This is a genomic window from Flavobacterium sp. (genome assembly GCF_004211145.1).
Taxonomy (GTDB): Bacteria; Bacteroidota; Bacteroidia; order Flavobacteriales; family Flavobacteriaceae; genus Flavobacterium.
The window spans coordinates 75186-99743 of the sequence record NZ_SEBS01000010.1; the positions used below are offsets into that span (position 1 = coordinate 75186).

Genomic DNA, 24558 nt, shown 5'->3' on the forward strand with positions numbered 1-24558 from the left:
CGACGAAAAGCATTTCGTTGCCTACTCCATATTCCGAAAATGTCGGAATTCTCTACCTATTCATTGAAACGAATAACCAAAACGGCGTTTATGTGATTTTATTGTAAAAAAATTGTTTTTAAGAATTTAATACTACATTTGTTCACCCAGACGTCCCCGTTTAATGACCCGATTCTCAGCTATCTTACCTTTTTTGCTGCTTTTGTTTTGCCTTAAAATGGCGGGACAGAAAAAATCGCTTCAAGCCGTATCTGTTACTGAAAACATTACGATTAACGGCAAACTTGATGAAACCGTCTGGAATTCCGCGCCGATAGCGACTGATTTCGTGATGTTCGAACCCGACAACGGCAAACCGCTCGATCACTCAAAAAGAACCGAAGTCCGAATCCTATACGACAACAAGGCGATTTACGTCGCGGCCGTCATGTACGATGACGAACCTCAAAAAATGTTGCGCGAGATCACGGAACGCGACGACTTCGGGACATCGGAACACTTCGGGATTTTCATAAACGGTTTCAACGACGGACAACAGGATTACCGATTCTTCGTAAGCGCCGCGGGCGTTCAAATGGATGCTTTGGCGACTGAAGCGACCGAGGATTTCTCGTGGAACGCGATCTGGGAAAGCAGCGTCAAGGTCACCGATTTCGGCTGGGTCGTCGAAATGCGGATCCCGTACGCGGCCTTGCGTTTCTCGCCCGAAGCCAAACAAACCTGGGGACTGAACTTCTTCCGGGAATTGAGACGTTACCGCCAAAAATACACGTGGAACCGCGTCAACACGCAAATCGGTGCGTTCATCCCACAGGCCGGAATCCTCGAAGGCATCGAAAACATCAAACCACCGACGCGCCTGTTCCTGATTCCGTACGCTTCCTATTATTATGATTACACCGACCACGAAGCCGGAAACACGTTCAAGGCCGGGCTCGACATCAAATACGGCATCAACGATTCGTTTACGCTCGATGCGATTCTGGTCCCCGATTTCGGACAGACCAAATTTGACAACGTCGTGTTGAATCTCACGCCATTCGAACAGCAATTCAACGAAAATCGTCCGTTTTTCACTGAAGGAACCGACATCTTCAACAAAGGTTCGCTGTTGTATTCGCGCAGGATCGGCGGTCCGCCGGTAGCCGATGTCGTTCTCTCGCCTGACGAGGAAATCATCGAAAGCCCGAACAGCGTCGATTTGTTGAATGCCTTGAAACTCTCGGGTCGCACGAAAGGCGGTCTCGGAATCGGCGTCTTGAACGCGGTTACCGAACGCACGTTCGCCAAGATCCGAAACACGGTCACGCAGGAAACGCGTGAAGCACTCGTCTCGCCATTGGTCAATTATAACTTGCTCGTACTCGACCAGCGTTTCGGGGGGAATTCATCGGTTTCGCTCGTGAATGCGAATACGTTCCGCGAAGGGAATTTCCGCGACGCGAACGTTTCGGCACTCGTCTGGGACTTGAACACAAAAGCCAACACGTACAAACTCGCAGGCGATTTCAAGTATAGCACGATCAATGAAACGGTCGGGTTTGAAAACGGGTACGACGGCTTCAAGACCGCGGTCAACTTCATAAAAACCCACGGCAACCATCGGTACGATTTGCTCGCGAAATACATTTCAAAAGACTACGACATCAACGACATGGGCATCGCGTTCATCAACAATTACTATAATTTTTACGCGAATTACAACTATCGGATCTTAAACCCGACGAAGACGTTCAACAGTTTCCGATTCGACCTTTCGTCTTCGATCGAATTCCAGAACCAGACAGGAAAAGTCCAGGATTATTACTGGATCGCGTCGACGAATTTCAACAGTAAGAAGAACGACTATTGGAACGCGTCGATAAACGTGCATCCGATCACGTCCTACGATTTCTACCAGCCGCGAGTCGATGGCCGTTACTCGTACAACCCGAGAACCGCCTCGTTCAGCACGTTGTTTTCGTCGAACTACAATCGCAAATTCGCGATCGACGTGAATCCGTACGTGAGTTTCGCCGACGAACAGGACAGAAACGTATTCGAATTCTATGTAAGCCCGCGCTATCGCATCAACGACAGGGTTTTATTGGTCTTGTCGGGCGATTATATTTTCCACACGAACGATCGTGGTTTCGTGGATTTCGACGGCACCGACATCCTGTTCGGGGAACGCGACCGCAAAACCGTCACCGCCGAACTTTCAGGCCGCTACTCGATCAACAACCGCATGACGTTCAACCTTACGGCGCGTTATTACTGGAGTTATGCCGAGTACGACGAATTGTTCACGCTCAGGAACGACGGTTTCCTCAACTATCTCACGAACAATCCTGCGACGGTTTCTCCTTACGATGAAAACCTCAACCTGTGGAATTTCGACTTGACGTATTCATGGTGGTTTGCGCCCGCGAGCCAGATTTCGGTCTTGTACCGAAACAACGCGTTGGATTATCGCACGGCGATTGAAAATAACCTTGGCCGAAACGTCGATAATCTGTTCTCGAACAACCTGAATTCGGTGTTTTCAATAAGCGTCCGATATTTTATCGACTACAATTCGCTGAGACGCAAATCTTAACGAACAATTTGCAGACGCAAGCTTTACGAGGTTTTCCAAATCCCGTATCTTTGTTCAAAACCTCTAAAGACATGAACAATAAAGTGATCCTGATGATCCTTGACGGTTGGGGAATTGCGCCCGACAAGAAAGTTTCAGCACCTGATAATGCGAACGTTCCTTTTATCAATTCCCTTTCCCAAAAATACGCGCACGCGACCTTGCGCACCGACGGACTGAATGTCGGTCTTCCCGAAGGCCAGATGGGAAATTCCGAAGTCGGACACATGAACCTCGGCGCGGGCCGCATCATTTACCAGGATTTGGTGCGAATCAACCTTGCCGTCGAAGACAAATCGATCGCGAATGAAAAACCGCTCGTCGACGCGTTCCAGTATGCGAAAGACAACAACAAAGCCGTGCATTTCCTGGGTTTGGTGTCTGATGGCGGCGTCCATTCGCACATCAACCACATAAAAGGTCTCGTCGATGCCGCCGATTCGTTCGGGCTCCAGGACGTTTTCATCCATGCTTTCACCGACGGACGCGACGTCGACCCGAAATCGGGAGCGTTTTTCCTGGGCGATCTGCAACATCACATCCAGGATAAAAGTGCGAGAATCGCTTCGGTCATCGGACGATATTACGCGATGGACCGCGACAAACGCTGGGAACGCGTCAAAAAAGCCTACGATTTGCTCGTTCATGGAATCGGAACGCCGACCACGAACATCGACCACAGCATCCATGAAAGTTATAACAACGGCATCACCGACGAATTCATCGATCCGCTCGTAGTCGTCGACGAAAACCAACAACCGATTTCAGTAATCAAGGAAGATGACGTCGTGATTTTCTTCAACTTCCGAACCGACCGCGGCCGTCAACTCACCGAAGCCTTGTCACAACAGGATTTCCACGAACAAAACATGCACAAGCTGAATCTGTATTACGTAACGATGACGAATTACGACGATACGTTCAAGAACGTGCACGTGATTTACGATAAGGACAACATTACCGAAACACTCGGGGAAGTCGTTTCGAAAGCAGGGAAAAAGCAAATCCGGATCGCCGAGACCGAAAAATACCCGCACGTGACGTTTTTCTTCTCGGGCGGACGCGAAGAACCCTTCGAAGGTGAAACGCGCATTTTACGCAATTCCCCGAAGGTCGCAACCTACGATCTTCAACCAGAAATGAGCGCATACGAACTTGCCGACGCGCTTGTTCCCGAACTCGAAAAAGAGGAAGTCGATTTCGTCTGCCTGAACTTCGCGAACGGTGATATGGTCGGACACACAGGCGTGATGGAAGCCGCGATCAAAGCGTGCGAAGCCGTAGACAAATGTGCCGAAAAAGTAATCACTGCCGCGTTGGCTCACGGCTACACGACCATCGTAATCGCCGACCACGGCAACTGCGAAACCATGATCAATCCTGACGGAAGTCCGAACACGGCCCACACGACGAATCCGGTGCCGATGATCCTGGTCGATCCCGATCGCAAACACATAAACGATGGAATTTTAGGCGATATCGCTCCGACGATTTTGAACATCTTGGGAATCCAGCAGCCTGAAGCGATGACGCGACACTCGTTATTGTAAATTTTTTTTGCCGCGATCCGAGGCTACAGCTTAAGGTCGCGGCTAATTTTTTACACATGAAGAAAATCTTGTTGTCAGCGATTTTAGCGTTCGCTTTCGGATGCAAAACGCAAAATTCAACCACAGTGAAAACCGAGTCAAAAAACGAAATTTCCAGACTTTCCAAAACGTCCGACGGTGATCTGCTTGGACAAGGAAATGTGAAAGATTTGTTCGGGGAACCGTTTCGCGCTGGGTTCTCGGCGGGTTACGACAGTTACAAACCCGATGTGGAAACCGTTTCCAAATTGCGCGATCTGACGAACGGGATCTCGGTGAAGATTTTCATGGGAACGTGGTGCGAGGACAGCCAAAACCAAGTCCCGAAATGCTACAAAATCCTGCACGATGCCGGATTCGATAAAAATGACGTTACGTTGATTTTCGTCGACCGAAGCAAAACAACGCCCGAAAAACTTGAAGCCGGATTGAACATCACGAATGTGCCGACGTTTATCTTCAACAAGACGACGCAATTGGCAGGAAAAGAAGGGCCGCGCGGAGAAACCATTGCGAAAGAACTCAACCGCATCGTGGAATCGCCTCGCGAAACCTTGGAAAAAGACATGCTTAAAATTTTGTCGAACCAGCCGTATAAACATACGTACGCCGACTGAGAAATCGCCCGATTACAAAAACGTTCGCATAGATTCCATGACGGGAACAGGATTTTACTCGAAAACGGCCTGGCGATCATCGCGTTTTACACGATCGGCAAATACAAGATCCGCGGCATTTTTTTATAAGGCTTTCGCAAGCCGAAAAAAAATCCCATCAAACCAGGCGTAAGTCAAGGGCCGTAAAATCGAACCGCTCGATTTACACACAATTGGCCAGCAACTCGAAATATTCGCGTTCGATACTTTCGCGATGCGCGGGATGTGCGATCGAAATCATCGACTTCGCGCGTTGTTTGAGCGTTTTCCCGTACAAATCGGCAATCCCGTATTCGGTAATCACATATTGGACATGCGAACGCGTCGTCACGACACCGGCTCCGGTCTTTAGGAAAGGCACGATGCGGCTTTCCCCTTTTTTAGTCACCGATGGCAGCGCGATAATCGCCTTTCCACCTTCGCTCAACGCGGCGCCTCGAATGAAATCCATTTGTCCGCCTACGCCCGAATACATTTTGCGTCCGATGGAATCCGCGCAAACCTGGCCCGTAATATCGACTTCGATTGCCGAATTGATCGCGACCATATTCGGATTCCTGCGAATCACCGACGTATCGTCCACGAATGACGATTCACGCATTTCAATAAACGGATTGTTGTCGACGAAATCGTACAACCGCTTTGACCCGATCAGAAACGTCGCAAGCGCTCGCCCTTTCAAAACCGACTTTTTGCTGCAATCGATGATGCCTTTTTCGATCAGGTCTATCACGCCATCTGAAAACATCTCGGTGTGCAGGCCCAGATTTTTGTGGTTCATCAAGTTCGACAAGGCCGCGTTCGGAATGGAGCCGATTCCCATTTGCAGCGTGCTTCCGTCATCGATTAGTGAGGCGACGTGCGCTCCGATTTTCGCTTCGACATCGGATATCACACTCATCGGCTGGCTGTACAGATCCGCCTCGGCATCGACCATGAAATCGATTTTCGACATCGGGATCAGACTGTCGCCGAACGTTCTCGGCATTTTGGGATTCACGGCCGCGATCACGAACTTCGCATTTTCGATCGCCGCCAAAGTCGCTTCGACCGAAACGCCGAGCGAACAATAACCGTGCATATCGGGCGGAGAAACCTGGATGAAGACCACGTCGAGCGGCACGACTTTCTTCCTGAACAAGCGCGGCAATTCACTCAAGAAAACCGGCGTATACGAACCGTTTCCCGCCTGCAACGTATGCCGTACGTTTTTGCCGATGAAAAATGAATTAACGTGAAAACTCTCTGACAGCGCAGGATCGGCGTAGGGAGCCGCGCCTTCGGTATGCAAATGACATAGCTCGACGTTTCGCAGTTCCGATGCGCGATCGGCCAATGCTTTCGTCAATATATTCGGCGTCGCGGCTGCGGCCTGAACGTAAACCCGCTGATCAGACTGTACGACCTGAACGGCCTGGGCCGCTGAAACAAATTTGCTCATGATATGATTTTAAAACAAAATTAGATTTCCCGCGTTTTGCAAAACATGACATTTCTCATGAACAGCATGATTTTTAATTAACTCTAAAGTTGTATTTTTGCACCCTAAATCTTTTGAGATGATTATCCCTAAAACCCGCGAACAGATCGAATTGATGCGTGAAAGCGCCTTGTTGGTTTCTAAAACCCTGGGCATGATCGCGGCCGAAATCAAGCCCGGAGTCACGACTTTGCAACTCGACAAAATGGCCGAAACGTTCATTCGCGATCATCAGGCGGTTCCCGGATTTTTAGGATTGTACGGTTGTCCGTCGACGTTGCTTACAAGCGTAAACGAACAAGTCGTACACGGTTTACCGACCGATCGCCCTATCGAGGAAGGCGACATCGTATCGGTTGACTGCGGCGTGTTGAAAAACGAATACTACGGCGATCACGCGTTCACGTTCGCGATCGGGGAAATCGCGCCCGAAACCAAGAAACTGCTCGACATCACCAAGCAATCATTGTACGTCGGAATCCGCGAACTAAGAGCCGGAAACCGCGTGGGCGATGTTGGGAATGCGATCCAGATGTTTACTGAAAAAGAAGGCTACGGCGTCGTTCGCGAGCTCGTCGGGCATGGACTCGGCAAAAAAATGCACGAAGAACCTGAAATGCCCAATTACGGGAAACGCGGGAAAGGCAAAATGTTCGTCGAAGGAATGGTTGTCGCGATCGAACCGATGATCAACATGGGCGTCCGAAACATAAAGACCTTGAAAGACGGCTGGACGATCGTAACTGCCGACAAGAAACCAAGCGCGCATTTCGAACACGACGTCGCGATCATAGACGGGAAGCCGGAATTGTTGTCGACGTTCGCTTACATCTACAAAGCGCTAGGAATCGAAAGTGATGAGGAAAACGAATTCCGTCGCGAGGCGCTCGTACTGGCGTAATGAAGAAACTTTTCAAATTCATACTCAACACGATTCCGCGCCCGATATTGATCAGGTTGAGCTACATCGCGCGCCCGATCATGGCTGCGATCTTAAGCGGGGATAAATTCACGGATCCCATCGACGGCAAGAGTTTCAAGAGCTTTTTACCGTACGGATACGGCAAGCAACGCAACAATGTTCTATCGCCGAGTACGCTATCACTCGAGCGCCATCGCCTGCTTTGGCTGTATTTGAACAACGAGACCGATTTCTTTTCGGCTCCCAAAAAAGTGTTGCACTTCGCGCCCGAACAAGCATTTTACAAGTTGTTCCGAAACCAGCAAAACCTCGATTATACGACTACCGATTTGTATTCGCCTTTGGCCGATGTGAAAGCCGACATCTGCAATTTGCCATTTAAGGATAATGAATACGATTTGATCTTGTGCAACCATGTTTTGGAACATATTCCCGACGACACTAAAGCGATGCAGGAATTGTACCGCGTGATGAAGCCCGGCGGCATGGGCATTTTCCAGATTCCGCAGGATTTGAACCGAGAGAAAACTTTTGAGGACGATTCGATTACCGACCAGAAACAACGCGCCGAGATCTTCGGTCAATACGATCACGTTCGCGTGTATGGACGCGATTATTTTGACAAGTTGCGCAGTATAGGATTTAGGGTTGTCGAGGAAGATTACACTGCGAAAATCGCACCTGAACTTGTGGAGCGGTATTGTTTGGCGCCTGGGGAGATTATTCCGGTGGTGTTCAAATAAATTCGTTGTTCTTTGTTCGTTATTGGATATTCATTATTCATTATTCATTATTCATTATTCATTATTCATTATTCATTTATTTTCTCGCCACGAAGGCACGAAGGCACGAAGGCACGAAGGCACGAAGTTTTCAAAGACTCAACGTTTTTTGTTTTTTTTGATTTGGATATTGGATAAAGGAAGCCTCGAAACGTAAGCTTTTTTTCTTGCCACGAATACACGAATTCAAATTCAAATCCTTCGCGCCTTCGTGCCTTCGTGCCTTCGTGTCAGCCCGCGGCAGCGACACACGTCCCATTTCACCGAAACATCCTAAACTTCAAACTCGGATTCCCTTTCCCACTCTCAATCAAACTTTTCAAACTCCCGATATATTCGCCCCAAGCGTTCGAACAATCTTTATAACACTCGATTTTAGGAAGCAAACCGATATGCGTAAACCCGACAATTGTCTGTCCATTTTCGGTAGAAATATCAAACACGATTTTCGTCCCGTTCCATTCCTGCTTGTTACCAACGAAATTCAACTGGCTTTCAGTCGTGAACCAAACAATTTTTTTGTCGGGAATGATTTCGATGATTTTGTGTTTCGAATAATGCACGTCCCAAAATTGCACTGAAAATTCGTCGCCTTCATTCTGGGTTTCTCCGACCAAGGAATCGGTCCACCACTCTTTTACCGAAAGGATTGCCTTGAACGCTTCACGAGCCGACGCGTTCACTTTAAAACTCACATGAAAATCCTCCATCATTTCTTTGCGGCTTTCCCGGCCAGATATTCGTTGAAACCGCCTTCTTTCGGGTTCGGCTGCCCTTTCCCGGCCACGATCAAATTGCGCAGACTGTTCTCGATGTATTGCGTCCACGCGTCGTTGCAGATTTGGAAACATTCGTCTTTAGGAGTGAGTCCGTGGTGCGTAAAGATCAGTTCCGTTTTACCTTCCTTTTGGGAGATTGCGAATTCGATTTTCGTGCCGACCCATTCCGATTGATCAGTCACAAAACTGAAATGATTTTCCAAAACTTCCCAAACTACCTTTTTGTCGGGAACCAATTCGACAATCTTGATCTTGCAGATGTGGACGTCTTTGTAATGATAATTCCAAATCGAATTAAGCTTGTCGGTTTCTCCCACGATTTCCTCGCTCCACCAGGCACGCGGATCGTTCACTGCGTCGAAAACGTCGTGAGGTGTCTGACTTACGATGATGCTGGTTCTAAAATCCTGTGTTTCCATGGCTGATTTCTTTGTTTGTGAATTGCTGTTGTTAGACGTCATAAGTAATACGACGACCGATATAATAAATTGAATTTTCATGATGATCCGATTGCGTTTCACAAAGTTAAATCTGAAATACGACCTTGATAATGTGCGAAATAGACAATCCGACGGGTTGATTTGGACAACACTTGTCGTTATCTTTGCGTAAAACCGATCGTCATGAAACATCTAACCATCGTCGTTCCGAACGGAAAAGGAAACAATCTGAGCAGCATTGTCGGCGCGTACAAGCTTTTCGCACGAGCCAACGCGTTTTTCAAGGATTCGGGAAAGGCCGAAGTTTTCAGCATCGACGTCGCGGGAATTGCGCCACAGGTCGATTATTACGATGGATTGTTCTCAGTTAATCCGCATAAAAACGTGTCCGACATCGCGTCGACCGACCTCATCATCGTTCCATCATTGAACCACGATTACGAGAATTCTGTCAGGCAAAACACCGAATTGACGAACTGGATCGCCAAACAATATAAAAACGGCACCGAAGTCGCGACGATCTGCACGGGCGCTTTTTTGCTTGCCGAATCGGGATTGCTCGACTCCAAAAGTTGTTCTACACATTGGGCAGCGGCCGACAATTTCCGTACGCGTTTCCCCAAAGTCAAACTCCAGCCCGATCAACTGATCACCGACGAGAAAGGAATCTACACGAACGGCGGCGCGTATTCGTTCCTGAACCTGATGTTGTATCTGATTGAAAAATATTATGACAGGCCGACCGCGGTTTTCCTGTCGAAGGTGTTCCAAATTGAAATGGATCGCAAGAACCAGTCGGGATTCATCATTTTCAAAGGCCAGAAACAACACGCCGACGAAGAAATAAAACAAGCACAAACATTCATCGAAAATAACTTGCAACACAAGATTTCGATCGAGGAACTTTCGTCGCGGTTTTCCATCACGCGCCGGAATTTCGACCGTCGGTTCATAAAAGCAACGGGGAACACGCCGATCGAATACGCACAGCGCGTCAGGATCGAATCGGCCAAACGCTCGCTCGAGACGAGCCGGAAAACCGTAAGCGAAGTCATGTTCGACGTGGGTTACGCCGATGAAAAAGCGTTCCGCGAAGTCTTTAGGCGAATCACTGGCTTTTCCCCAATCGAATATAAAACGAGATACAATTCCCGCCATTAAGTTTCGCGTTCGGCTAACGTAAACATGAACCGAAGATTGACGAACATCGAACCTCAAACGTTAGCCCGGATGGAAGCGGTCAGCCTTTTGCGGCGATCGCTTTTTTTTGCCGAAGCGCCGAAGCGACCGACGGAAGCTCTTGGCGCGAGTTGCAAAAAGGGCGATCGCCGCAAAAGCTGGTAGCGGACAGCCGGATCATGCTCCTGACACTAAGTAGTATATTTTGTGCGTTTTACTTTGCGCCTTGCACTTTGCACGCCATTCACTATATTTACGAATCTCAATTTTTTACCATGACAAGATTCCTCGCGGCAGCTTTGTTGTTGCTTTTCGGTCCGGCTTGGGCGCAGGTCGAAACTGAAATCCAGCCTCCGTACAATATAAAGTCGGTCGCGTTCCAGCAATCGGCGAACCAGAATACGATTCCGATTTTCGCGATGAACGATTCGTTTACGATCATGTTCGACGATTTGTTCGGCAACGAGGCGAATTATTATTACCAGATCGTGCATTGCGATTATGACTGGAAACCGTCTCAGCTCGTGAAGAGTGAGTATTTGTCGGGGTTCGACGATATCCGAATCCAAACCTATACGAATTCGTTCAACACCTTGCAGATTTATTCCCACTACACGCTTTCGATCCCGAACAGGCAGACCCAACTTCGCGTGAGCGGGAATTACGTGCTTAAGATTCTCAACGAGGATCGCGATGTCGTATTTTCACGCAAGTTCATCCTGTATGAGGATTTGGTCGCCGTTCCGATGCAGGTCAAACGCGCGCGAACCCTGGACGTGATCAATTACATGCACAACTTGGATTTTGCGGTGAAGTCCCAGACGATCGTTTTCCAGAATCCGCTCAAGAACGTCAAGGTCATGCTCATGCAGAACGGTCGTTTCGACAATGTGATCACGAACATCAAACCGCAATACACGATCGGGAACGATCTGATTTACAAGTACGACAAGGAAACCCAGTTTTGGGCCGGGAACGAATTCAATTATTTCGAGAACAAGGACGTTCGGGCCGCGGCATTCAACGTCGCGAAGATCGATTCGAACGGCTCGCTTTACAACGCGTATTTGTTTACGAACGACGCGAGAGGCGACAAACCGTATACGTATTATCCTGATCAAAACGGAAACTTCCTGCCGCTTGTCGTAAACCGCGACAATCCGAATATCGAAGCCGATTACGTTTGGGTTTACTTTAGCTTATCGGCGCCTCAGGCAATGGCGAAGGACATTTACGTAAACGGCATGTTCAACAATTATCAGCACACGCCCGAATACAAGATGGATTACGACGAAAAATCGGGTCTGTTCAGGAAAGCGATAATGATCAAACAGGGTTTTACGAACTTCCAATATGAGATCGTGAACAAGGCCGGGAAAGTCGACAATGCCAACGCGGTCGATGGGAATTTCTACCAAACCGAGAGCAATTATTTCGCGATCGTGTACTACCGAGAGAACAATTCACGTTATGATCGCGTAATCGGGAAAGGCATGGCGAGCTCGGTCGACATCATCAATTGACGAAAATTTCACACTGAAATTCACGTATATACGCTATTTTTTGTAAATTTGGCATAGTCTAAAAACTAGCTTTAGCATAACTTCATGGTTTCACAAATAACGAGAGGCATAAAAATTTCGGTCGCGACGACTTTTGAAGGCACGTACTTCAAAAATCACAAGATCCACTATGCATTTTCGTATCATGTGACGATTGAAAATCACGGCAAAGATTCGGTCCAGCTTACGACCCGCCACTGGGAAATCTTCGATTCGCTCAACGACATCGAAACCGTGGACGGAGAAGGCGTGATCGGGAAAAAACCGGTTTTGAAACCCGGAGAAACCCACACGTACAGCTCAGGTTGTTTGCTCGCTTCGCCTTTTGGAGCGATGCGCGGGTATTTCAATATGATTAATTTTACTTCGACGCGTTCTTTTCGCGTGATCGTGCCGACATTTAGGTTGAGCGCGCCGTTTGCGATTAATTAGACGAATGATGAAAGACGAACGACGAAGGACTCGCTTATCGTTTGTTAACTTCAACCTTGCGCTTGAGCGCGCCTTTTGCGATTAGTTAGACGAATGACAAAAGACGAACGACGAAGGACTCGCTTATCGTTTGCTAACTTCGACCTTTAGCTTGAGCGCGCCTTTTGCGATTAGTTAGACGAATGACAAAAGACGAACGATGAAGGACTCTCTTTCGTTTACAAACTTCAACCTTGCGCTTGAGCGCGCCTTTTGCGATTAATTGGACGAATGACAAAAGACGAACGACGAAGGACTCGCTTATCGTTTGCTAACTTCGACCTTGCGCTTGAGTGCGCCTTTTGCAATTGATTAGACGAATGATGAAAGACGAACGATGAACGAGTCGCTTATCGTTTGTTAACTTCTAGCTTTAGCTTGAGCGCGCCTTTTGCGATTAATTTGACGAATGATAAAAGACGAACGATGAAGGACTCGCTTATCGTTTGCTAACTTCAACCTTAAGTTTGAGCGTGCCGTTTGCGATTAATTGGACGAATGACGAAAGACGAACGACGAAGGACTCTCTTTCGTTTACAAACTTCAACCTTGCGCTTGAGCGCGCCTTCTGCGATTAATTGGACGAATGACAAAAGACTAAAAAACAAATGGCTCATTGATGGTTTTGCACATCCCTTTTCTTTATAAAACGTTACATTTTATATTTTCCGAATAACCTCCCTATGCAGTTTTCTCCTTTGCCTTAAAAATCAGTCTTTCCTTATCAATTCCTATTTCAGTCCTTTGTCTTTCGTCTTTAGTCTTTCGTCATTGGTCTTTCGTCTTTGGTCTTTCATCTTTCGCCTTTCGTCAAAGATTCCATATCTTTGCGCGACGAAAAACACTTCACGCTAAACACTATACAACATGCCAAAAGGATTCTTCCACGTACCAAAAGCCGTCAACGAACCGGTAAAATCATACGCCCCGAATTCACCTGAAAAAGCAGCCGCTCTCGCCGCCTACCGCGAAATGTGGAACGCTCAGATCGAAGTGCCGCTTTACATCGGGAGCGAACAAATCAAAACAGGCAACACGCGCAACATGACCGCGCCCCACGACCACAAACATGTCGTCGGGAAATACCACTTGGCTGAAAAATCACACGTCGAGAAAGCCATCGCGAATGCTTTGGAATCGCGCAAAAAATGGGCACAACTGCCATGGGAACAACGCGCGGGAATTTTCCTAAAAGCCGCCGAACTCATCGCGGGACCCTATCGTGCGAAAATAAACGCCGCGACAATGATCGCCCAATCCAAGACGATTTTCCAGGCCGAGATCGACGCCGCTTGCGAACTCATCGACTTCCTGCGTTTCAACGTCGAATTCATGACTCAGATCTACAACGACCAGCCAAAATCGACGTCGGACATGTGGAACCGATTGGAATATCGTCCGCTCGAAGGTTTCGTGTACGCCGTGACGCCGTTCAATTTTACAGCGATCGCAGCGAACTTGCCCGCGAGTGCCGCGTTGATGGGCAACGTCGTGATTTGGAAACCGAGTGATTCGCAAGTATTTTCGGCAAAAGTTATCATCGATGTGTTTAAGGAAGCAGGCGTTCCTGATGGCGTGATCAATGTCGTGTTCGGTGATGCGCAGATGATTTCCGAAACGGTTTACGCGAGCCCTGACTTCGCGGGAATCCACTTTACGGGATCGACTCACGTGTTCAAGGACATCTTCAAACACATCGGGAACAACATCGAAATCTACAAGACATATCCACGAATCGTCGGCGAAACCGGCGGGAAAGATTTTATCGTCGCGCATCCAAGCGCCAATGTTCGCCAGGTCGTGACGGGAATCGTACGCGGTGCTTTTGAATTCCAGGGACAGAAATGTTCGGCGGCTTCACGTGCTTACGTCCCGAAGAGTTTGTGGCCTGAGGTAAAATCGGAACTTGAAAAAGACATGAAGTCGATGAAAATGGGAACTCCTGAAGATTTCTCGAATTTCATTACGGCGGTGATCCACGAAGGTTCGTTCGACAAATTGGCGAAAGCGATCGACGACGCAAAAACTTCGTCGGACGCTGAAGTCATTATCGGTGGAAACTATGACAAGTCTGTCGGGTATTTCATCGAACCGACCGTGATCCTGACGACCAACCCGAAATATACGACCATGGAAACCGAATTGTTCGGACCTGTGATCACGATTTACGTCTACGAAGATGCGAAATGGAGCGAAACATTGGAACTCGTTGACCAAACGTCTCCATACGCGTTGACCGGAGCGATTTTCAGCGCCGACCGATACGCGATCAACGAAGCCACGAAAGCACTCGAGAACTGCGCCGGGAACTTCTACATCAACGACAAACCGACCGGAGCCGTCGTGGGAATGCAGCCGTTTGGAGGCGCGAGAGCTTCAGGAACCAATGACAAGGCGGGCTCGGCCCAAAACTTGTTGCGTTGGGTTTCACCGAGAACGATTAAGGAAACGTTCGTTACACCGACTGATTATCGTTACCCGTTTTTGGGAGAGTAACATTTTTCGAATGTCGAAGTTTAAGGTTTTGTCTTTTGCCACGAAAACACGAAGACACGAAGGCTCAAAGATTTTTAGGATCCGCTTCACAGCGGATTTTTTTTTATTTTCCTACCTGACTGTGATATTGGCAGAACAATTAAAAAAAAACTTCCTGTCTTCGTGTCTTCGTGTCAGCCAGCGCAGCGTTTTAAAAAAATACTTCGTGCCTTCATGCCTTCGTGTCAGCAAGCGCAGCGTTTAAAAAACAAAAACTCCGTGTCATTGTTCCTTCGTGCCTTCGTGTCAGCCAGCGCAGCGCTTTAAAAAAAAACTTCCTGTCTTCGTGCCTTCGTGCCTTCGTGTCAGCCAGTGCAGCGTTTTAAAAAAACAAAAACTTCATGTCCTTGTGCCTTCGTTTCAGCCAGCGCAGCGCTTTCAAAAAAAAACTTCCTGCCTTCGTGCCTTCGTGCCTTCGTGTTAGCCAGCGCAGCGTTTTAAAAAAAAACTTCCTGTCTTCGTGCCTTCGTGCCTTCGTGTCAGCCAGCGCAGCGTTTTAAAAAAACAAAAACTTCGTGCTTTCGTTTCAGCCAGCGCAGCGTTTTTAAAAAACAAAAACTCATGTCCTTGTCCTTCGTTTCAGCCAGCGCAGCGCCATTAAACAACGAACACTTCATGCCTTTGTAGCCTCAGCGCACCATTTTCAAAAAAACCCAACCTTCGCGCCTCCATCTTTTTACCAGCCACCGCAACATTTTTCAAAACATCCAATACAAAACCCTAAAAACCAACAAAAAACAAAATATCCCCACCACTTTTTTCATACTTTTGAAACAACTCAAAACACTTCAATGAAAACAAAACTACTCTCTCTTCTAGCGCTTGCCTCAACCGCAATTTACGCGCAAACTCCAGTCGACCGAATTTTCCCCGACGACGATACGGTTTGGGAAATCACGACTTCAGGCACGCCACTCAACGAGCCGTCGGGCGCGAACCAAACCTGGGTTTTCGACCAATTGCTAAGCCTCGGCTCGACCGTCTATAATCAGGGAACCCCGACGGCAGCGCAAGTTTCGACATATCCGACCTCGACCGGTGTTTTGGAAGCTACCGACGCCGGAAGCATCTTCTACAAAAATGTCGGTAGCACGCTCTCCATAACTGGGGTCGCGGCTGAAGACCTGAATATCAATTACAGCACGAACAACGCGGCGGTGGGCGTTTTCCCGATGAGTTTCGGATACTCGAATTCCGACACGACTGCGGGAACGTATTCAGGAATGGGTTATTCGGGAACATTTTCAGGAAACATCAGCACGACCGTCGACGCTTGGGGAACATTGACCGCGAATATTCTATATGTAACGTCGCCGATCGCCGTGACGCGCGTGAAAGTCGTACAAACACTGTCATTGAATTATTTGATTTTTACGGGAATCGGGACGGCGACACAAACCATCAACACCTATTACAACCAGACGACAGGCCCGATTTTCAGGACGACGTCACTTGTGATCAGCGTGCCCCAACTCGGCATAAACGAAAGTTCGGTAACGTATGAATCGCTAATGGCCGGACTCTTGACTGCACCTCAAGCGTCGGTCGAAAAAATAGGCATTGCTCCGAATCCGGTCAAAAATGCGCTTCGATTTACAGGAAATGCCCAAATCGAATCGGTTGCTATCTTTGATGTTACGGGAAAACAATTGTTATCGGTAAGAAATCCTGGCGCCGAAATCAATGTCGATGGACTTTCAAAAGGTGTTTACATCGCAAAGATCAAAACCGCGACGGAAAGCCAGACACAAAGATTCGTCAAGGAATAAAGAAACACATCTTATGAAAAAGCCGCAGCGATCAAACTGCGGCTTTTTTATTAGTTTTCTCCTTTGCACTTAACGGGAAGATGCACGACTTTCTTGGTCTTGAAAAATTCGTTGTCGAAAAAATCCGGAATCTCGAACAATGTGATTTTTTGGTAATCTTTGAGTTCCTCCGACAAATCGCCTCCTTTCAAATACAAAATCCCGTTCGCCAACTCGTGTTTTTGCGTTTTGGCGATCTTGTTCTTTACCCACGAAACGAAATCGGGCATATTCGTCACGGCTCGGCTTACGATGAAATCGAAGTTGCCTTTCACGTTCTCGGCGCGTATCTGCTCGGCTTTCACGTTTTTCAGACCGAGTGCTTCGGCCACGGCTTGCACCACTTTTATTTTCTTTCCTATGACATCTATCAGGTAAAAGTCAGATTCGGGGTGCAAAATTGCGAGCGGAATTCCAGGAAAACCTCCGCCCGTTCCCACGTCCAGTATTTTCGATCCGGGCTCGAACGGTTGGACTTTTGCAATGGCGAGTGAATGCAAAACGTGGCGCGTGTACAATTCGTCTATGTCTTTGCGCGAAATCACGTTGATCTTCGCATTCCAATCAGTATACAGTTCCTGAAGTTTCGCGAATTGTTCTGTTTGGTTTTCAGTCAACTGCGGAAAATAACGTAGGATTTCTTCCATCTCACAATTTTTTGCAAAAGTAACCAATCGCGGGAAATTTTTTGCTGTTATAAACGTTTAGACTCTTTATTAATAATTACCTTTGGCATCATTTTCAACCCATGAATTACACCCTTCCTACTTTTAATACGCAAGACACCGTAAAATTCTTCCGTACGTTGAATTCGCGCGTGAACGCATACTTCAAGGAAAACAACCTACAAAAAACCGGAAACTGGAAAATCCACTTGAAAACCATCATCTTGTTTTCGATTTTCCTCGCTCCGTATTTCGTAACCATCTCGCTTAATCTGCCGTTGTGGGCGCATTTGTTGCTGAGCATCGTAATGGGCGTCGGCATGGCCGGAATCGGGATGAACGTGATGCACGACGGCAACCATGGTTCGTACTCATCGAAAGGTTGGGTCAATAAATTCATGGGCGGAACGATCTACGTTTTGGCCGGAAACGTGTATAACTGGCAAGTACAGCATAACGTTTTGCATCATACGTATACGAACATCCACGGTCATGACGAAGATCTCGACGCGGGCCGAATCATCCGGTTCACGCAGGATGCGAAATGGCACCGATTCCATAAATTCCAGCATTACTACTCGGTTTTCCTATACGGATTGCTCACATTCAACTGGGCGATTACGTCCGATTTCAAGCAAATGCGCAGTTACCTCAAACGCAAATTGTCTTACGGAAAATGGAAAAGCCCAGCGTTCCACTGGACGGCGCTCGTCATCACAAAAATGATTTACTTCTCGATCTGGATCGTACTTCCGATCGCTATGGGATTGCCTTGGTGGAAAGTACTTTCAGGATTTTTCGTAATGCATTACGTCGCGGGATTGATCCTAAGCATCGTGTTCCAATTGGCGCACGTCGTAGAGGAAACCGCGAATCCTGCGCCCGATGAAAACGGCTCGATGGAAAACACATGGGCGATCCACCAATTGCATACGACGGCCAACTTCGCGCCTAAAAACAAAATCGTGAATTGGTTTACGGGCGGATTGAACCACCAGATCGAACATCACATTTTCCCGAACATCAGCCACGTGCATTACACCAAAATCGCCGAAATCGTGAAGCAGACCGCCGCCGAATGCAACTTGCCATACCACGAATTCAAAACGATGCGCGGCGCCGTTTCAGCCCACTTCAAGCATTTGAAGGAATTGGGGATGAAGCCCGCGGGAGCGTAATTTAGTTCGTAAATTCTAGGCGGGAAGCCCGGATAGTCGATACGAACGAATCGCCAAAAAATGAAATTTAGAAAATAGTTATCGAATCAGAAAAGCGGAATATTAAACCTACGTAAATCATCGTCAGCACGAAAGTCCTTCGTCATTTGTCTTTCGTCCTTCGTCAAAAACAAACACAAAACACCTAACCACAAATGAACCACTTGCTCTCCGACAGGATCAACAGCCTCGCCACGTCACAAACCCTAGCCATGGCAGCGCTCGCCAGAGAACTTAAAGCACAAGGAAAAGATATTATCAGCCTGAGTTTGGGCGAACCCGATTTCAACACACCCGATTTCATCAAGGAAGCCGCAAAAAAAGCGATCGACGATAACTATTCGACATATTCACCCGTTGACGGTTACGTCGAACTTAAAGAGGCGATCTGCCGCAAATTCAAACGCGACAACGACCTCGATTACAAACCTGCGAACATCGTCGTATCGACAGGCGCAAAACAATCGTTGTACAACATCGCCCAATGCATGCTAAACGACGGGGACGAAGTAATCTTGCCTGCGCCATATTGGGTTTCGTATTTCGAAATCGTGAAAATGGCGGGCGGAATTCCGGTCGAAGTTCCGACGTCGGTCGAATCCAACTTTAAAATCACGGCCGACGAACTCGCAAAAGCCATCACGCCGAAAACCAAAATGATCTGGTATTCCTCGCCCTGCAACCCAAGCGGATCGGTTTATACGCGCGAAGAATTGACGGCATTATCGAAAGTTTTGGAAAATCATCCGAACATATTCGTGGTTTCGGACGAAATCTACGAACACATAAATTTTGCCGGAAACTTCTGCTCGATCGCTTCGATTCCGGGTATGTTCGACCGCACGATCACCGTCAACGGCGTAGCGAAAGCCTTCGCGATGACAGGTTGGAGAATCGGCTACATCGGCGCGCCGGAATTCATTGCGAAAGCGTGTACGAAAATGCAAGGACAAGTAACATCGGGCGCAAACTCGATCGCACAAAGAGCTACGATCACCGCCGTTGACGCCGATCCGTCGGTGTTGAACGAAATGGTTTCGGCTTTCAAAGGCCGTCGTGACCTCGTCGTCAAAATGATCCAGGACATTCCGGGCATGAAAATCAACGTTCCTGACGGAGCTTTCTACGCATTCCCCGACGTTTCATCGTATTTCGGGAAGACATTGCGCGGCAAGTTGATCAAGAACGCCGACGATTTGTCGATGTATCTTTTGGCCGAAGCCAACGTTGCCTGCGTAACGGGCGATGCGTTCGGAAACCCTGATTGCATTAGACTTTCATACGCCACGAGCGAAGAACAACTCGTAAAAGCGTTCACACAAATCAAAGAGGCATTGGCCTAAACAAATACGGCCTCAAGAAATTGGGGCTTTTTTATTTTTATTTGGGCGTTGCCTGCGGCCGGGCTTTCCGTTGCAATCTTTTTCAAACCTCAAAGGTTTTCAAAACCTTTGAGGTTTCTAAAAAGGATTTCCACTGTAATCCCTAACGCAAATCGTCCTCCGAAACAACAACCAACTCCAGACCGAGACCAAACCATGAACCTCGCACCCTGAACCCTGAACCCAAAAACATGCAACACAAAATACTCCTCCTCGGCTCCGGCGAACTCGGCAAAGAATTCGTTATCGCCGCCCAACGAATCGGTCAAAAAGTAATCGCCGTCGACAGTTACGAAAACGCCCCGGCCATGCAGGTCGCGCACGGTTTCGAAGTCATCAATATGCTCGACGGAGACGAACTCGATCGCATCGTCGCCAAGCATAATCCCGATTTTATCGTTCCCGAAATCGAAGCGATCCGCACCGAACGCTTCTACGATTATGAAAAGCAAGGCTTTAAAGTCGTGCCGTCGGCTAAAGCGGCGAACTTCACGATGAACAGGAAAGCGATCCGAGATCTGGCGGCGAAAGAACTGGGATTGAAAACCGCGAATTATCGGTACGCGACCTCATCGGACGAATTGAAAACGGCCGTTGTCGAAGTCGGAATTCCGTGCGTCGTGAAACCGTTGATGTCGTCGTCGGGAAAAGGCCAGTCGACGATAAAATCGCAAGACGATATCGAAAAAGCGTGGCAATATGCGGTCGAAGGTTCGCGTGGCGACGTCGTCGAAGTCATCGTCGAGGCATTCGTGAAATTCAATTCTGAGATCACGTTGCTGACCGTCACGCAAAATGTCGGCCCAACTCTATTTTGCTCGCCGATCGGACACCGACAGGAACGCGGCGACTACCAGGAAAGTTGGCAACCCGCGCAGGTTTCTGAAAAAGATTTGTACGAGGCCCAGGACATGGCTGAAAAAATTACCGAAGCGCTCGGCGGCGCAGGATTATTCGGCGTTGAATTTTTCCTGGCTAGCGACGGCGTTTATTTCTCGGAATTGTCGCCGCGCCCTCACGACACGGGAATGGTCACGCTCGCCGGAACGCAAAACTTCAACGAATTCGAATTGCATTTACGCGCGATCTTAAGTTTGCCGATTTTCGAGATCCGATTGGAAAAAGCCGGCGCGAGTGCGGTAATCCTTGCGTCCGAAAATTCCGAAAACCCGACTTTTACGGGAGTCGAGGAAATCGCGGCACTTCCAAAAACCGATTTTCGCCTTTTCGGAAAACCAACTTCCCGTCCGTATCGAAGAATGGGCGTCGCTTTGGTGAGCGATTCGCTCGAAACGCCTGTCGAGGAAATAGTTGAGAAAGCCAAGTCGGCCGCCGCTTTGGTGAAAGTACACGCGTAACCTATCAAGTATATTATTATAAATCCGCTTTTTTCAGGAAATCACTGAATTAGGCGGATTTCCTTTTTATATCCGCAAAAGTGTCGTTTTAATTGGCATTTTAAAGAAATTTTAAGGCTTCAACGTTTATTTTTGAAGCATCCGGAATTTTCAATCGAACATCCGGAATAAAATGCCACTCAATGAAATTACTGATCGTAGAAGACGAACCGAATTTGCTGTCGGTGATCCGCAAAGGATTCTCGGAAAACGGACATTCCGTAAGTGCCGCACTCGACGGATCGACGGCGTTGGTGATGCTTGAAGATCACACGTTCGATGCCGTGATCCTCGACATCATGCTGCCCGACGTGAACGGCATCGAGATCTGCCGACGTCTGCGCGACGCCCAAAATTTCGTTCCTATCCTATTATTGACCGCGCTTTCAAGCACTGAAAATATCGTGACCGGATTAAACGCCGGCGCCGACGATTACCTCGCGAAACCGTTCAAATTCACCGAACTCGAAGCGCGCGTGAATGCGTTGGTGAGACGCGCGGGACACGATCAGAAACCTCAGGACACGATTACGATCGACGACTTGCACATCGACAACCGCACGAAATCCGTCAGACGCGGCGAAGACACGATCCAGCTTACAGCGAAGGAATTCCGGCTGTTGCATTACCTGGCGAAGAATTCGGAAACCATCGTATCGCGCGACCAAATCCTCGACAATGTCTGGGACATCAATTTCGACATGACCACGAACGTCGTCGACGTGTACATCAATTATCTTCGCAAAAAAATAGACAAACCTTACAAGGAAAAACTCATCCACACGATCAAGGGATTGGGTTACGTAATGAAAGCCTGATGCAGATACGAAAGAAAATTACCGCAACCTATATCGCTTTATCGGCCGGCAGTACGCTGTTGCTCTGCCTTGTGGTGCTTTTCCTTTTCAAGCAGAACAACCAATATTATTTCCTCAAGCGTTTGCAGGACAGGGCGAAAATCGTTTCCTCGATCCACTATCAAAACGATCCCGAGAAAGCTCGTTACTACCGCGAATTGAAAAAGACCGGGCTCGAAGAACTCATCGATGAGAATGATTTCGTGCTTGCGGTCAACGGCAAAAATTCATTCGAGTACAACACCGAATTGCACCTTCCGCCCGAATTCTTCAAGGAAGCACTTTCAAAAGGTTCCTCATGGGTCGAAGACGACAGCCGCTACCACTACGCGCAACTGTTCGAGGAAAACGGCAAAAAATATCTCGTAATCATAACGGCTCGCGACCGACGTGGGAATACGAGCACGTTGTACATCGTCCGGATCATCATTTTCGGAGGAATCGGTTTTGTGATACTGGCCTATTTTCTTGGGCGTTTCCTCGCGCGAACGGTCATGAATCCGGTGTCGAAGATCACACGCGAAGTGAAACGCATCAGCGCCTCGAACCTTCATAACAGGCTTCCCGAACCCGAACGCGCCGACGAAATCACCGAACTCGCCACGACGTTCAACAACATGCTCGACCGATTGGAGACCTCGTTTGAAATTCAGGCGAACTTCATAAACAATGCATCGCACGAATTGAAAACACCGATTACGACGATCATCGCCGAGACCGAAATCATGCTCCAAAAGCAACGTCAGCCCGACGAATACATCGAATCGCTATCGAACATCAACAACCAGGCGACCAAACTCGGCAACTTGACCGAAAGCCTGCTAAAGATGACGCAGACCGGTTTTGACGGAAACAAACAGGTTCAGGACGTGGCGCGCCTCGACGAAATCTTAATGGACGTGAAATCAGATTTGGATACCATTTATCCGACGAACAATGTCACGTTGCGCCTCGACGAAATGCCCGACAACGAAGAATGGCTATTGATTCCGTGCAACAAACCGCTGCTCGAACTCGCGTTGTCGAACATCATTTCGAACGGCGTGAAATATTCGGATAATGGCGTGGTTTTCGTCGCGCTCAAAGCCGACCGCAGTAAAATGGAAATCCGTATTTCAGACATCGGCATCGGAATTCCCGCTGAAGACATTCCGCATTTGTACGAACCGTTCTTCCGAGGCAAGAAGGCGACGCGTTACACGGGTTACGGGCTCGGGCTTCCGCTTGCGTCGAAAATCATCCGCATGCACAACGGCGAACTCCAGATACAGTCGGAACCCGACAAAGGCACGATCGTGAACATCACGTTCTCGCGCAACATTAAAACTTCTAATGTAAATTCTTAGGAAATTCTAATCGGGTTTTAACCTGACGCTAATCCCGAGGTGGTTGCTTTGTACCATAACATAAACAAGGCAGCCATGAAAAATATCCTAATCCCAACCGCTTTGAACGCCGATACGGCCGCTGCGGTTTCTCATGCCGTGAAACAATCGTCGGGAAGTTCGCTGACTATCTCTTTGCTCTATTTGAATGAAACGCCCCAGACGCCGTCGGCAGCGGGTTGGCTCAGGCAAGCGAGAAACGGCTACAGTTCGCAGCAACAACAAACGCTCGAGCAATGCCGAAAATTGGTTTCAGGATCAAACTGCACGCTGAAATTCCAGACGCAATATTCACTTTCAGCTCCTTTGCTCAAAAATCTGATGGAAGCGCTTGAAATCGGGTTGGTAATCATGACCGATTCTTTCCGCAATTCCGACAAGAAGATCAACCGATACGCTACGAAGCTTTTAGGCAATTGCAAATGTCCGATCCTTCATTTGGGAGAAACGGCGAGCAACGGTTTCAACAAGGCATTGTATATCGAAAAAACGCGCTCTCGCCTGCAGGTCGAGGAATTGCAGCAATCGCTAGGTGCCCAATTCTCTTTCCGGATCGTGAGCCAGGCGAAAGTCGAGGATGGAGCCGAGGATTTGCTTGTTCCGATGCTCAGCCAAGCCATTCATCAAAATGACATCGACTTGTTGGTCGAGACCAGGAAACCCGAAAGAATCCGCCTCGGAAAATCCGATAAAGTCGGACTGCCTGAGAGTTTTGGACTGCCAGTACTTTCAGTTTACGAAGAAATATCGTAGTCGAAAGTCTTAACCTTTTCGAGTTTGAAACTAAAGTTTAAAAAAACAAAAAACGCTCTCTTAACAAATTCGCGATTAAGAA

The 24558-nt window shown here is 48.1% G+C and carries 20 protein-coding genes; 16 read left to right on the plus strand and 4 right to left on the minus strand.

Features of this window, described 5'->3' with window-relative positions:
* Nucleotides 1-217: 217 nt before the first annotated feature.
* The 3 genes from EOO50_RS06825 to EOO50_RS06835 all read left to right on the plus strand — a co-directional run bounded on the left by EOO50_RS06825 (nucleotide 218) and on the right by EOO50_RS06835 (nucleotide 4823).
* Nucleotides 218-2578, plus strand: coding sequence for a DUF5916 domain-containing protein (locus EOO50_RS06825; protein WP_290838825.1), 2361 nt, complete (start codon nucleotides 218-220; stop codon nucleotides 2576-2578).
* 71 nt (nucleotides 2579-2649) lie between these two features.
* On the plus strand, nucleotides 2650-4167 hold the full coding sequence (gpmI, locus tag EOO50_RS06830; protein ID WP_290838826.1) for a 2,3-bisphosphoglycerate-independent phosphoglycerate mutase: 1518 nt from the start codon (nucleotides 2650-2652) through the stop codon (nucleotides 4165-4167).
* Between the two features lie 56 nt (nucleotides 4168-4223).
* The gene (locus EOO50_RS06835) at nucleotides 4224-4823 is read left to right on the plus strand and encodes a thioredoxin (protein ID WP_290838827.1); all 600 of its coding nucleotides are present in this window, start codon (nucleotides 4224-4226) and stop codon (nucleotides 4821-4823) included.
* Between the two features lie 202 nt (nucleotides 4824-5025).
* Here EOO50_RS06835 and EOO50_RS06840 read toward each other — a convergent pair whose 3' ends face one another.
* Nucleotides 5026-6303, minus strand: coding sequence for an acetyl-CoA hydrolase/transferase C-terminal domain-containing protein (locus EOO50_RS06840; protein WP_290838829.1), 1278 nt, complete (start codon nucleotides 6301-6303; stop codon nucleotides 5026-5028).
* A gap of 118 nt (nucleotides 6304-6421) precedes the next feature.
* Here EOO50_RS06840 and map point away from each other — a divergent pair, with 118 nt between their 5' ends.
* On the plus strand, nucleotides 6422-7243 hold the full coding sequence (gene map, locus EOO50_RS06845; protein ID WP_290838830.1) for a type I methionyl aminopeptidase: 822 nt from the start codon (nucleotides 6422-6424) through the stop codon (nucleotides 7241-7243).
* On the plus strand, nucleotides 7243-8007 hold the full coding sequence (locus EOO50_RS06850) for a class I SAM-dependent methyltransferase (protein ID WP_290838831.1): 765 nt from the start codon (nucleotides 7243-7245) through the stop codon (nucleotides 8005-8007). The genes map and EOO50_RS06850 overlap by 1 nt, the downstream gene beginning before the upstream one ends.
* 299 nt (nucleotides 8008-8306) lie before the next feature.
* Here EOO50_RS06850 and EOO50_RS06855 read toward each other — a convergent pair whose 3' ends face one another.
* Together EOO50_RS06855 and EOO50_RS06860 are read right to left on the minus strand one after the other, a co-directional pair.
* Nucleotides 8307-8759: an SRPBCC domain-containing protein gene (locus tag EOO50_RS06855; RefSeq protein ID WP_290838832.1), complete on the minus strand. Its 453-nt coding sequence runs from the start codon at nucleotides 8757-8759 to the stop codon at nucleotides 8307-8309.
* On the minus strand, nucleotides 8756-9325 hold the full coding sequence (locus tag EOO50_RS06860; RefSeq protein ID WP_363331726.1) for an SRPBCC domain-containing protein: 570 nt from the start codon (nucleotides 9323-9325) through the stop codon (nucleotides 8756-8758). The genes EOO50_RS06855 and EOO50_RS06860 overlap by 4 nt, the downstream gene beginning before the upstream one ends.
* Nucleotides 9326-9448: 123 nt before the next feature.
* Here EOO50_RS06860 and EOO50_RS06865 point away from each other — a divergent pair, with 123 nt between their 5' ends.
* The 5 genes from EOO50_RS06865 (at nucleotide 9449) to EOO50_RS06885 (ending at nucleotide 16781) form a co-directional block, all read left to right on the plus strand.
* Nucleotides 9449-10426, plus strand: coding sequence for a helix-turn-helix domain-containing protein (locus tag EOO50_RS06865; RefSeq protein ID WP_290838833.1), 978 nt, complete (start codon nucleotides 9449-9451; stop codon nucleotides 10424-10426).
* A 293-nt stretch (nucleotides 10427-10719) separates the two neighbouring features.
* The gene (locus tag EOO50_RS06870) at nucleotides 10720-11967 is read left to right on the plus strand and encodes a DUF5103 domain-containing protein (protein ID WP_290838834.1); all 1248 of its coding nucleotides are present in this window, start codon (nucleotides 10720-10722) and stop codon (nucleotides 11965-11967) included.
* Nucleotides 11968-12051: 84 nt separating this feature from the next.
* Nucleotides 12052-12438 (plus strand): Co2+/Mg2+ efflux protein ApaG, encoded by a 387-nt coding sequence (apaG, locus tag EOO50_RS06875; protein WP_290838835.1) that lies wholly within the window; start codon nucleotides 12052-12054, stop codon nucleotides 12436-12438.
* 906 nt (nucleotides 12439-13344) lie between these two features.
* Nucleotides 13345-14973, plus strand: coding sequence for an L-glutamate gamma-semialdehyde dehydrogenase (gene pruA, locus EOO50_RS06880; protein WP_290838836.1), 1629 nt, complete (start codon nucleotides 13345-13347; stop codon nucleotides 14971-14973).
* 830 nt (nucleotides 14974-15803) lie between these two features.
* Complete coding sequence (locus EOO50_RS06885) at nucleotides 15804-16781, plus strand: T9SS type A sorting domain-containing protein (protein ID WP_290838837.1); 978 nt, start codon at nucleotides 15804-15806, stop codon at nucleotides 16779-16781.
* Between the two features lie 50 nt (nucleotides 16782-16831).
* Here EOO50_RS06885 and rsmG read toward each other — a convergent pair whose 3' ends face one another.
* Entirely contained in the window at nucleotides 16832-17467 is a 636-nt protein-coding gene (gene rsmG / locus EOO50_RS06890; protein WP_290838838.1) for a 16S rRNA (guanine(527)-N(7))-methyltransferase RsmG, read from the minus strand.
* A gap of 101 nt (nucleotides 17468-17568) precedes the next feature.
* Here rsmG and EOO50_RS06895 point away from each other — a divergent pair, with 101 nt between their 5' ends.
* The 6 genes from EOO50_RS06895 to EOO50_RS06920 all read left to right on the plus strand — a co-directional run bounded on the left by EOO50_RS06895 (nucleotide 17569) and on the right by EOO50_RS06920 (nucleotide 24476).
* The gene (locus EOO50_RS06895) at nucleotides 17569-18663 is read left to right on the plus strand and encodes an acyl-CoA desaturase (protein WP_290838839.1); all 1095 of its coding nucleotides are present in this window, start codon (nucleotides 17569-17571) and stop codon (nucleotides 18661-18663) included.
* A 194-nt stretch (nucleotides 18664-18857) separates the two neighbouring features.
* Nucleotides 18858-20045, plus strand: a complete 1188-nt coding sequence (locus EOO50_RS06900; protein WP_290838841.1) for a pyridoxal phosphate-dependent aminotransferase — start codon at nucleotides 18858-18860, stop codon at nucleotides 20043-20045.
* A 230-nt stretch (nucleotides 20046-20275) separates the two neighbouring features.
* Nucleotides 20276-21442, plus strand: coding sequence for a formate-dependent phosphoribosylglycinamide formyltransferase (gene purT, locus EOO50_RS06905; protein ID WP_290838842.1), 1167 nt, complete (start codon nucleotides 20276-20278; stop codon nucleotides 21440-21442).
* Nucleotides 21443-21624: 182 nt separating this feature from the next.
* Nucleotides 21625-22299: a response regulator transcription factor gene (locus tag EOO50_RS06910; RefSeq protein WP_290838844.1), complete on the plus strand. Its 675-nt coding sequence runs from the start codon at nucleotides 21625-21627 to the stop codon at nucleotides 22297-22299.
* A complete protein-coding gene (locus EOO50_RS06915) occupies nucleotides 22299-23684 on the plus strand; it encodes a HAMP domain-containing sensor histidine kinase (RefSeq protein WP_290838845.1) in 1386 nt (461 codons plus the stop codon). The genes EOO50_RS06910 and EOO50_RS06915 overlap by 1 nt, the downstream gene beginning before the upstream one ends.
* Nucleotides 23685-23759: 75 nt before the next feature.
* A complete protein-coding gene (locus EOO50_RS06920; protein WP_290838847.1) occupies nucleotides 23760-24476 on the plus strand; it encodes a hypothetical protein in 717 nt (238 codons plus the stop codon).
* Nucleotides 24477-24558: the final 82 nt, after the last annotated feature.

Bases quoted from the DNA above. Each gene is read 5' to 3' on its own strand.
- EOO50_RS06825 (WP_290838825.1), top strand. From the start codon at position 218: ATGGCGGGACAGAAAAAATCGCTTCAAGCCGTATCTGTTACTGAAAAC.
- gpmI (WP_290838826.1), top strand. From the start codon at position 2,650: ATGAACAATAAAGTGATCCTGATGATCCTTGACGGTTGGGGAATTGCG.
- EOO50_RS06835 (WP_290838827.1), top strand. From the start codon at position 4,224: ATGAAGAAAATCTTGTTGTCAGCGATTTTAGCGTTCGCTTTCGGATGC.
- EOO50_RS06840 (WP_290838829.1), bottom strand. From the start codon at position 6,303: ATGAGCAAATTTGTTTCAGCGGCCCAGGCCGTTCAGGTCGTACAGTCT.
- map (WP_290838830.1), top strand. From the start codon at position 6,422: ATGATTATCCCTAAAACCCGCGAACAGATCGAATTGATGCGTGAAAGC.
- EOO50_RS06850 (WP_290838831.1), top strand. From the start codon at position 7,243: ATGAAGAAACTTTTCAAATTCATACTCAACACGATTCCGCGCCCGATA.
- EOO50_RS06855 (WP_290838832.1), bottom strand. From the start codon at position 8,759: ATGATGGAGGATTTTCATGTGAGTTTTAAAGTGAACGCGTCGGCTCGT.
- EOO50_RS06860 (WP_363331726.1), bottom strand. From the start codon at position 9,325: ATGAAAATTCAATTTATTATATCGGTCGTCGTATTACTTATGACGTCT.
- EOO50_RS06865 (WP_290838833.1), top strand. From the start codon at position 9,449: ATGAAACATCTAACCATCGTCGTTCCGAACGGAAAAGGAAACAATCTG.
- EOO50_RS06870 (WP_290838834.1), top strand. From the start codon at position 10,720: ATGACAAGATTCCTCGCGGCAGCTTTGTTGTTGCTTTTCGGTCCGGCT.
- apaG (WP_290838835.1), top strand. From the start codon at position 12,052: ATGGTTTCACAAATAACGAGAGGCATAAAAATTTCGGTCGCGACGACT.
- pruA (WP_290838836.1), top strand. From the start codon at position 13,345: ATGCCAAAAGGATTCTTCCACGTACCAAAAGCCGTCAACGAACCGGTA.
- EOO50_RS06885 (WP_290838837.1), top strand. From the start codon at position 15,804: ATGAAAACAAAACTACTCTCTCTTCTAGCGCTTGCCTCAACCGCAATT.
- rsmG (WP_290838838.1), bottom strand. From the start codon at position 17,467: ATGGAAGAAATCCTACGTTATTTTCCGCAGTTGACTGAAAACCAAACA.
- EOO50_RS06895 (WP_290838839.1), top strand. From the start codon at position 17,569: ATGAATTACACCCTTCCTACTTTTAATACGCAAGACACCGTAAAATTC.
- EOO50_RS06900 (WP_290838841.1), top strand. From the start codon at position 18,858: ATGAACCACTTGCTCTCCGACAGGATCAACAGCCTCGCCACGTCACAA.
- purT (WP_290838842.1), top strand. From the start codon at position 20,276: ATGCAACACAAAATACTCCTCCTCGGCTCCGGCGAACTCGGCAAAGAA.
- EOO50_RS06910 (WP_290838844.1), top strand. From the start codon at position 21,625: ATGAAATTACTGATCGTAGAAGACGAACCGAATTTGCTGTCGGTGATC.
- EOO50_RS06915 (WP_290838845.1), top strand. From the start codon at position 22,299: ATGCAGATACGAAAGAAAATTACCGCAACCTATATCGCTTTATCGGCC.
- EOO50_RS06920 (WP_290838847.1), top strand. From the start codon at position 23,760: ATGAAAAATATCCTAATCCCAACCGCTTTGAACGCCGATACGGCCGCT.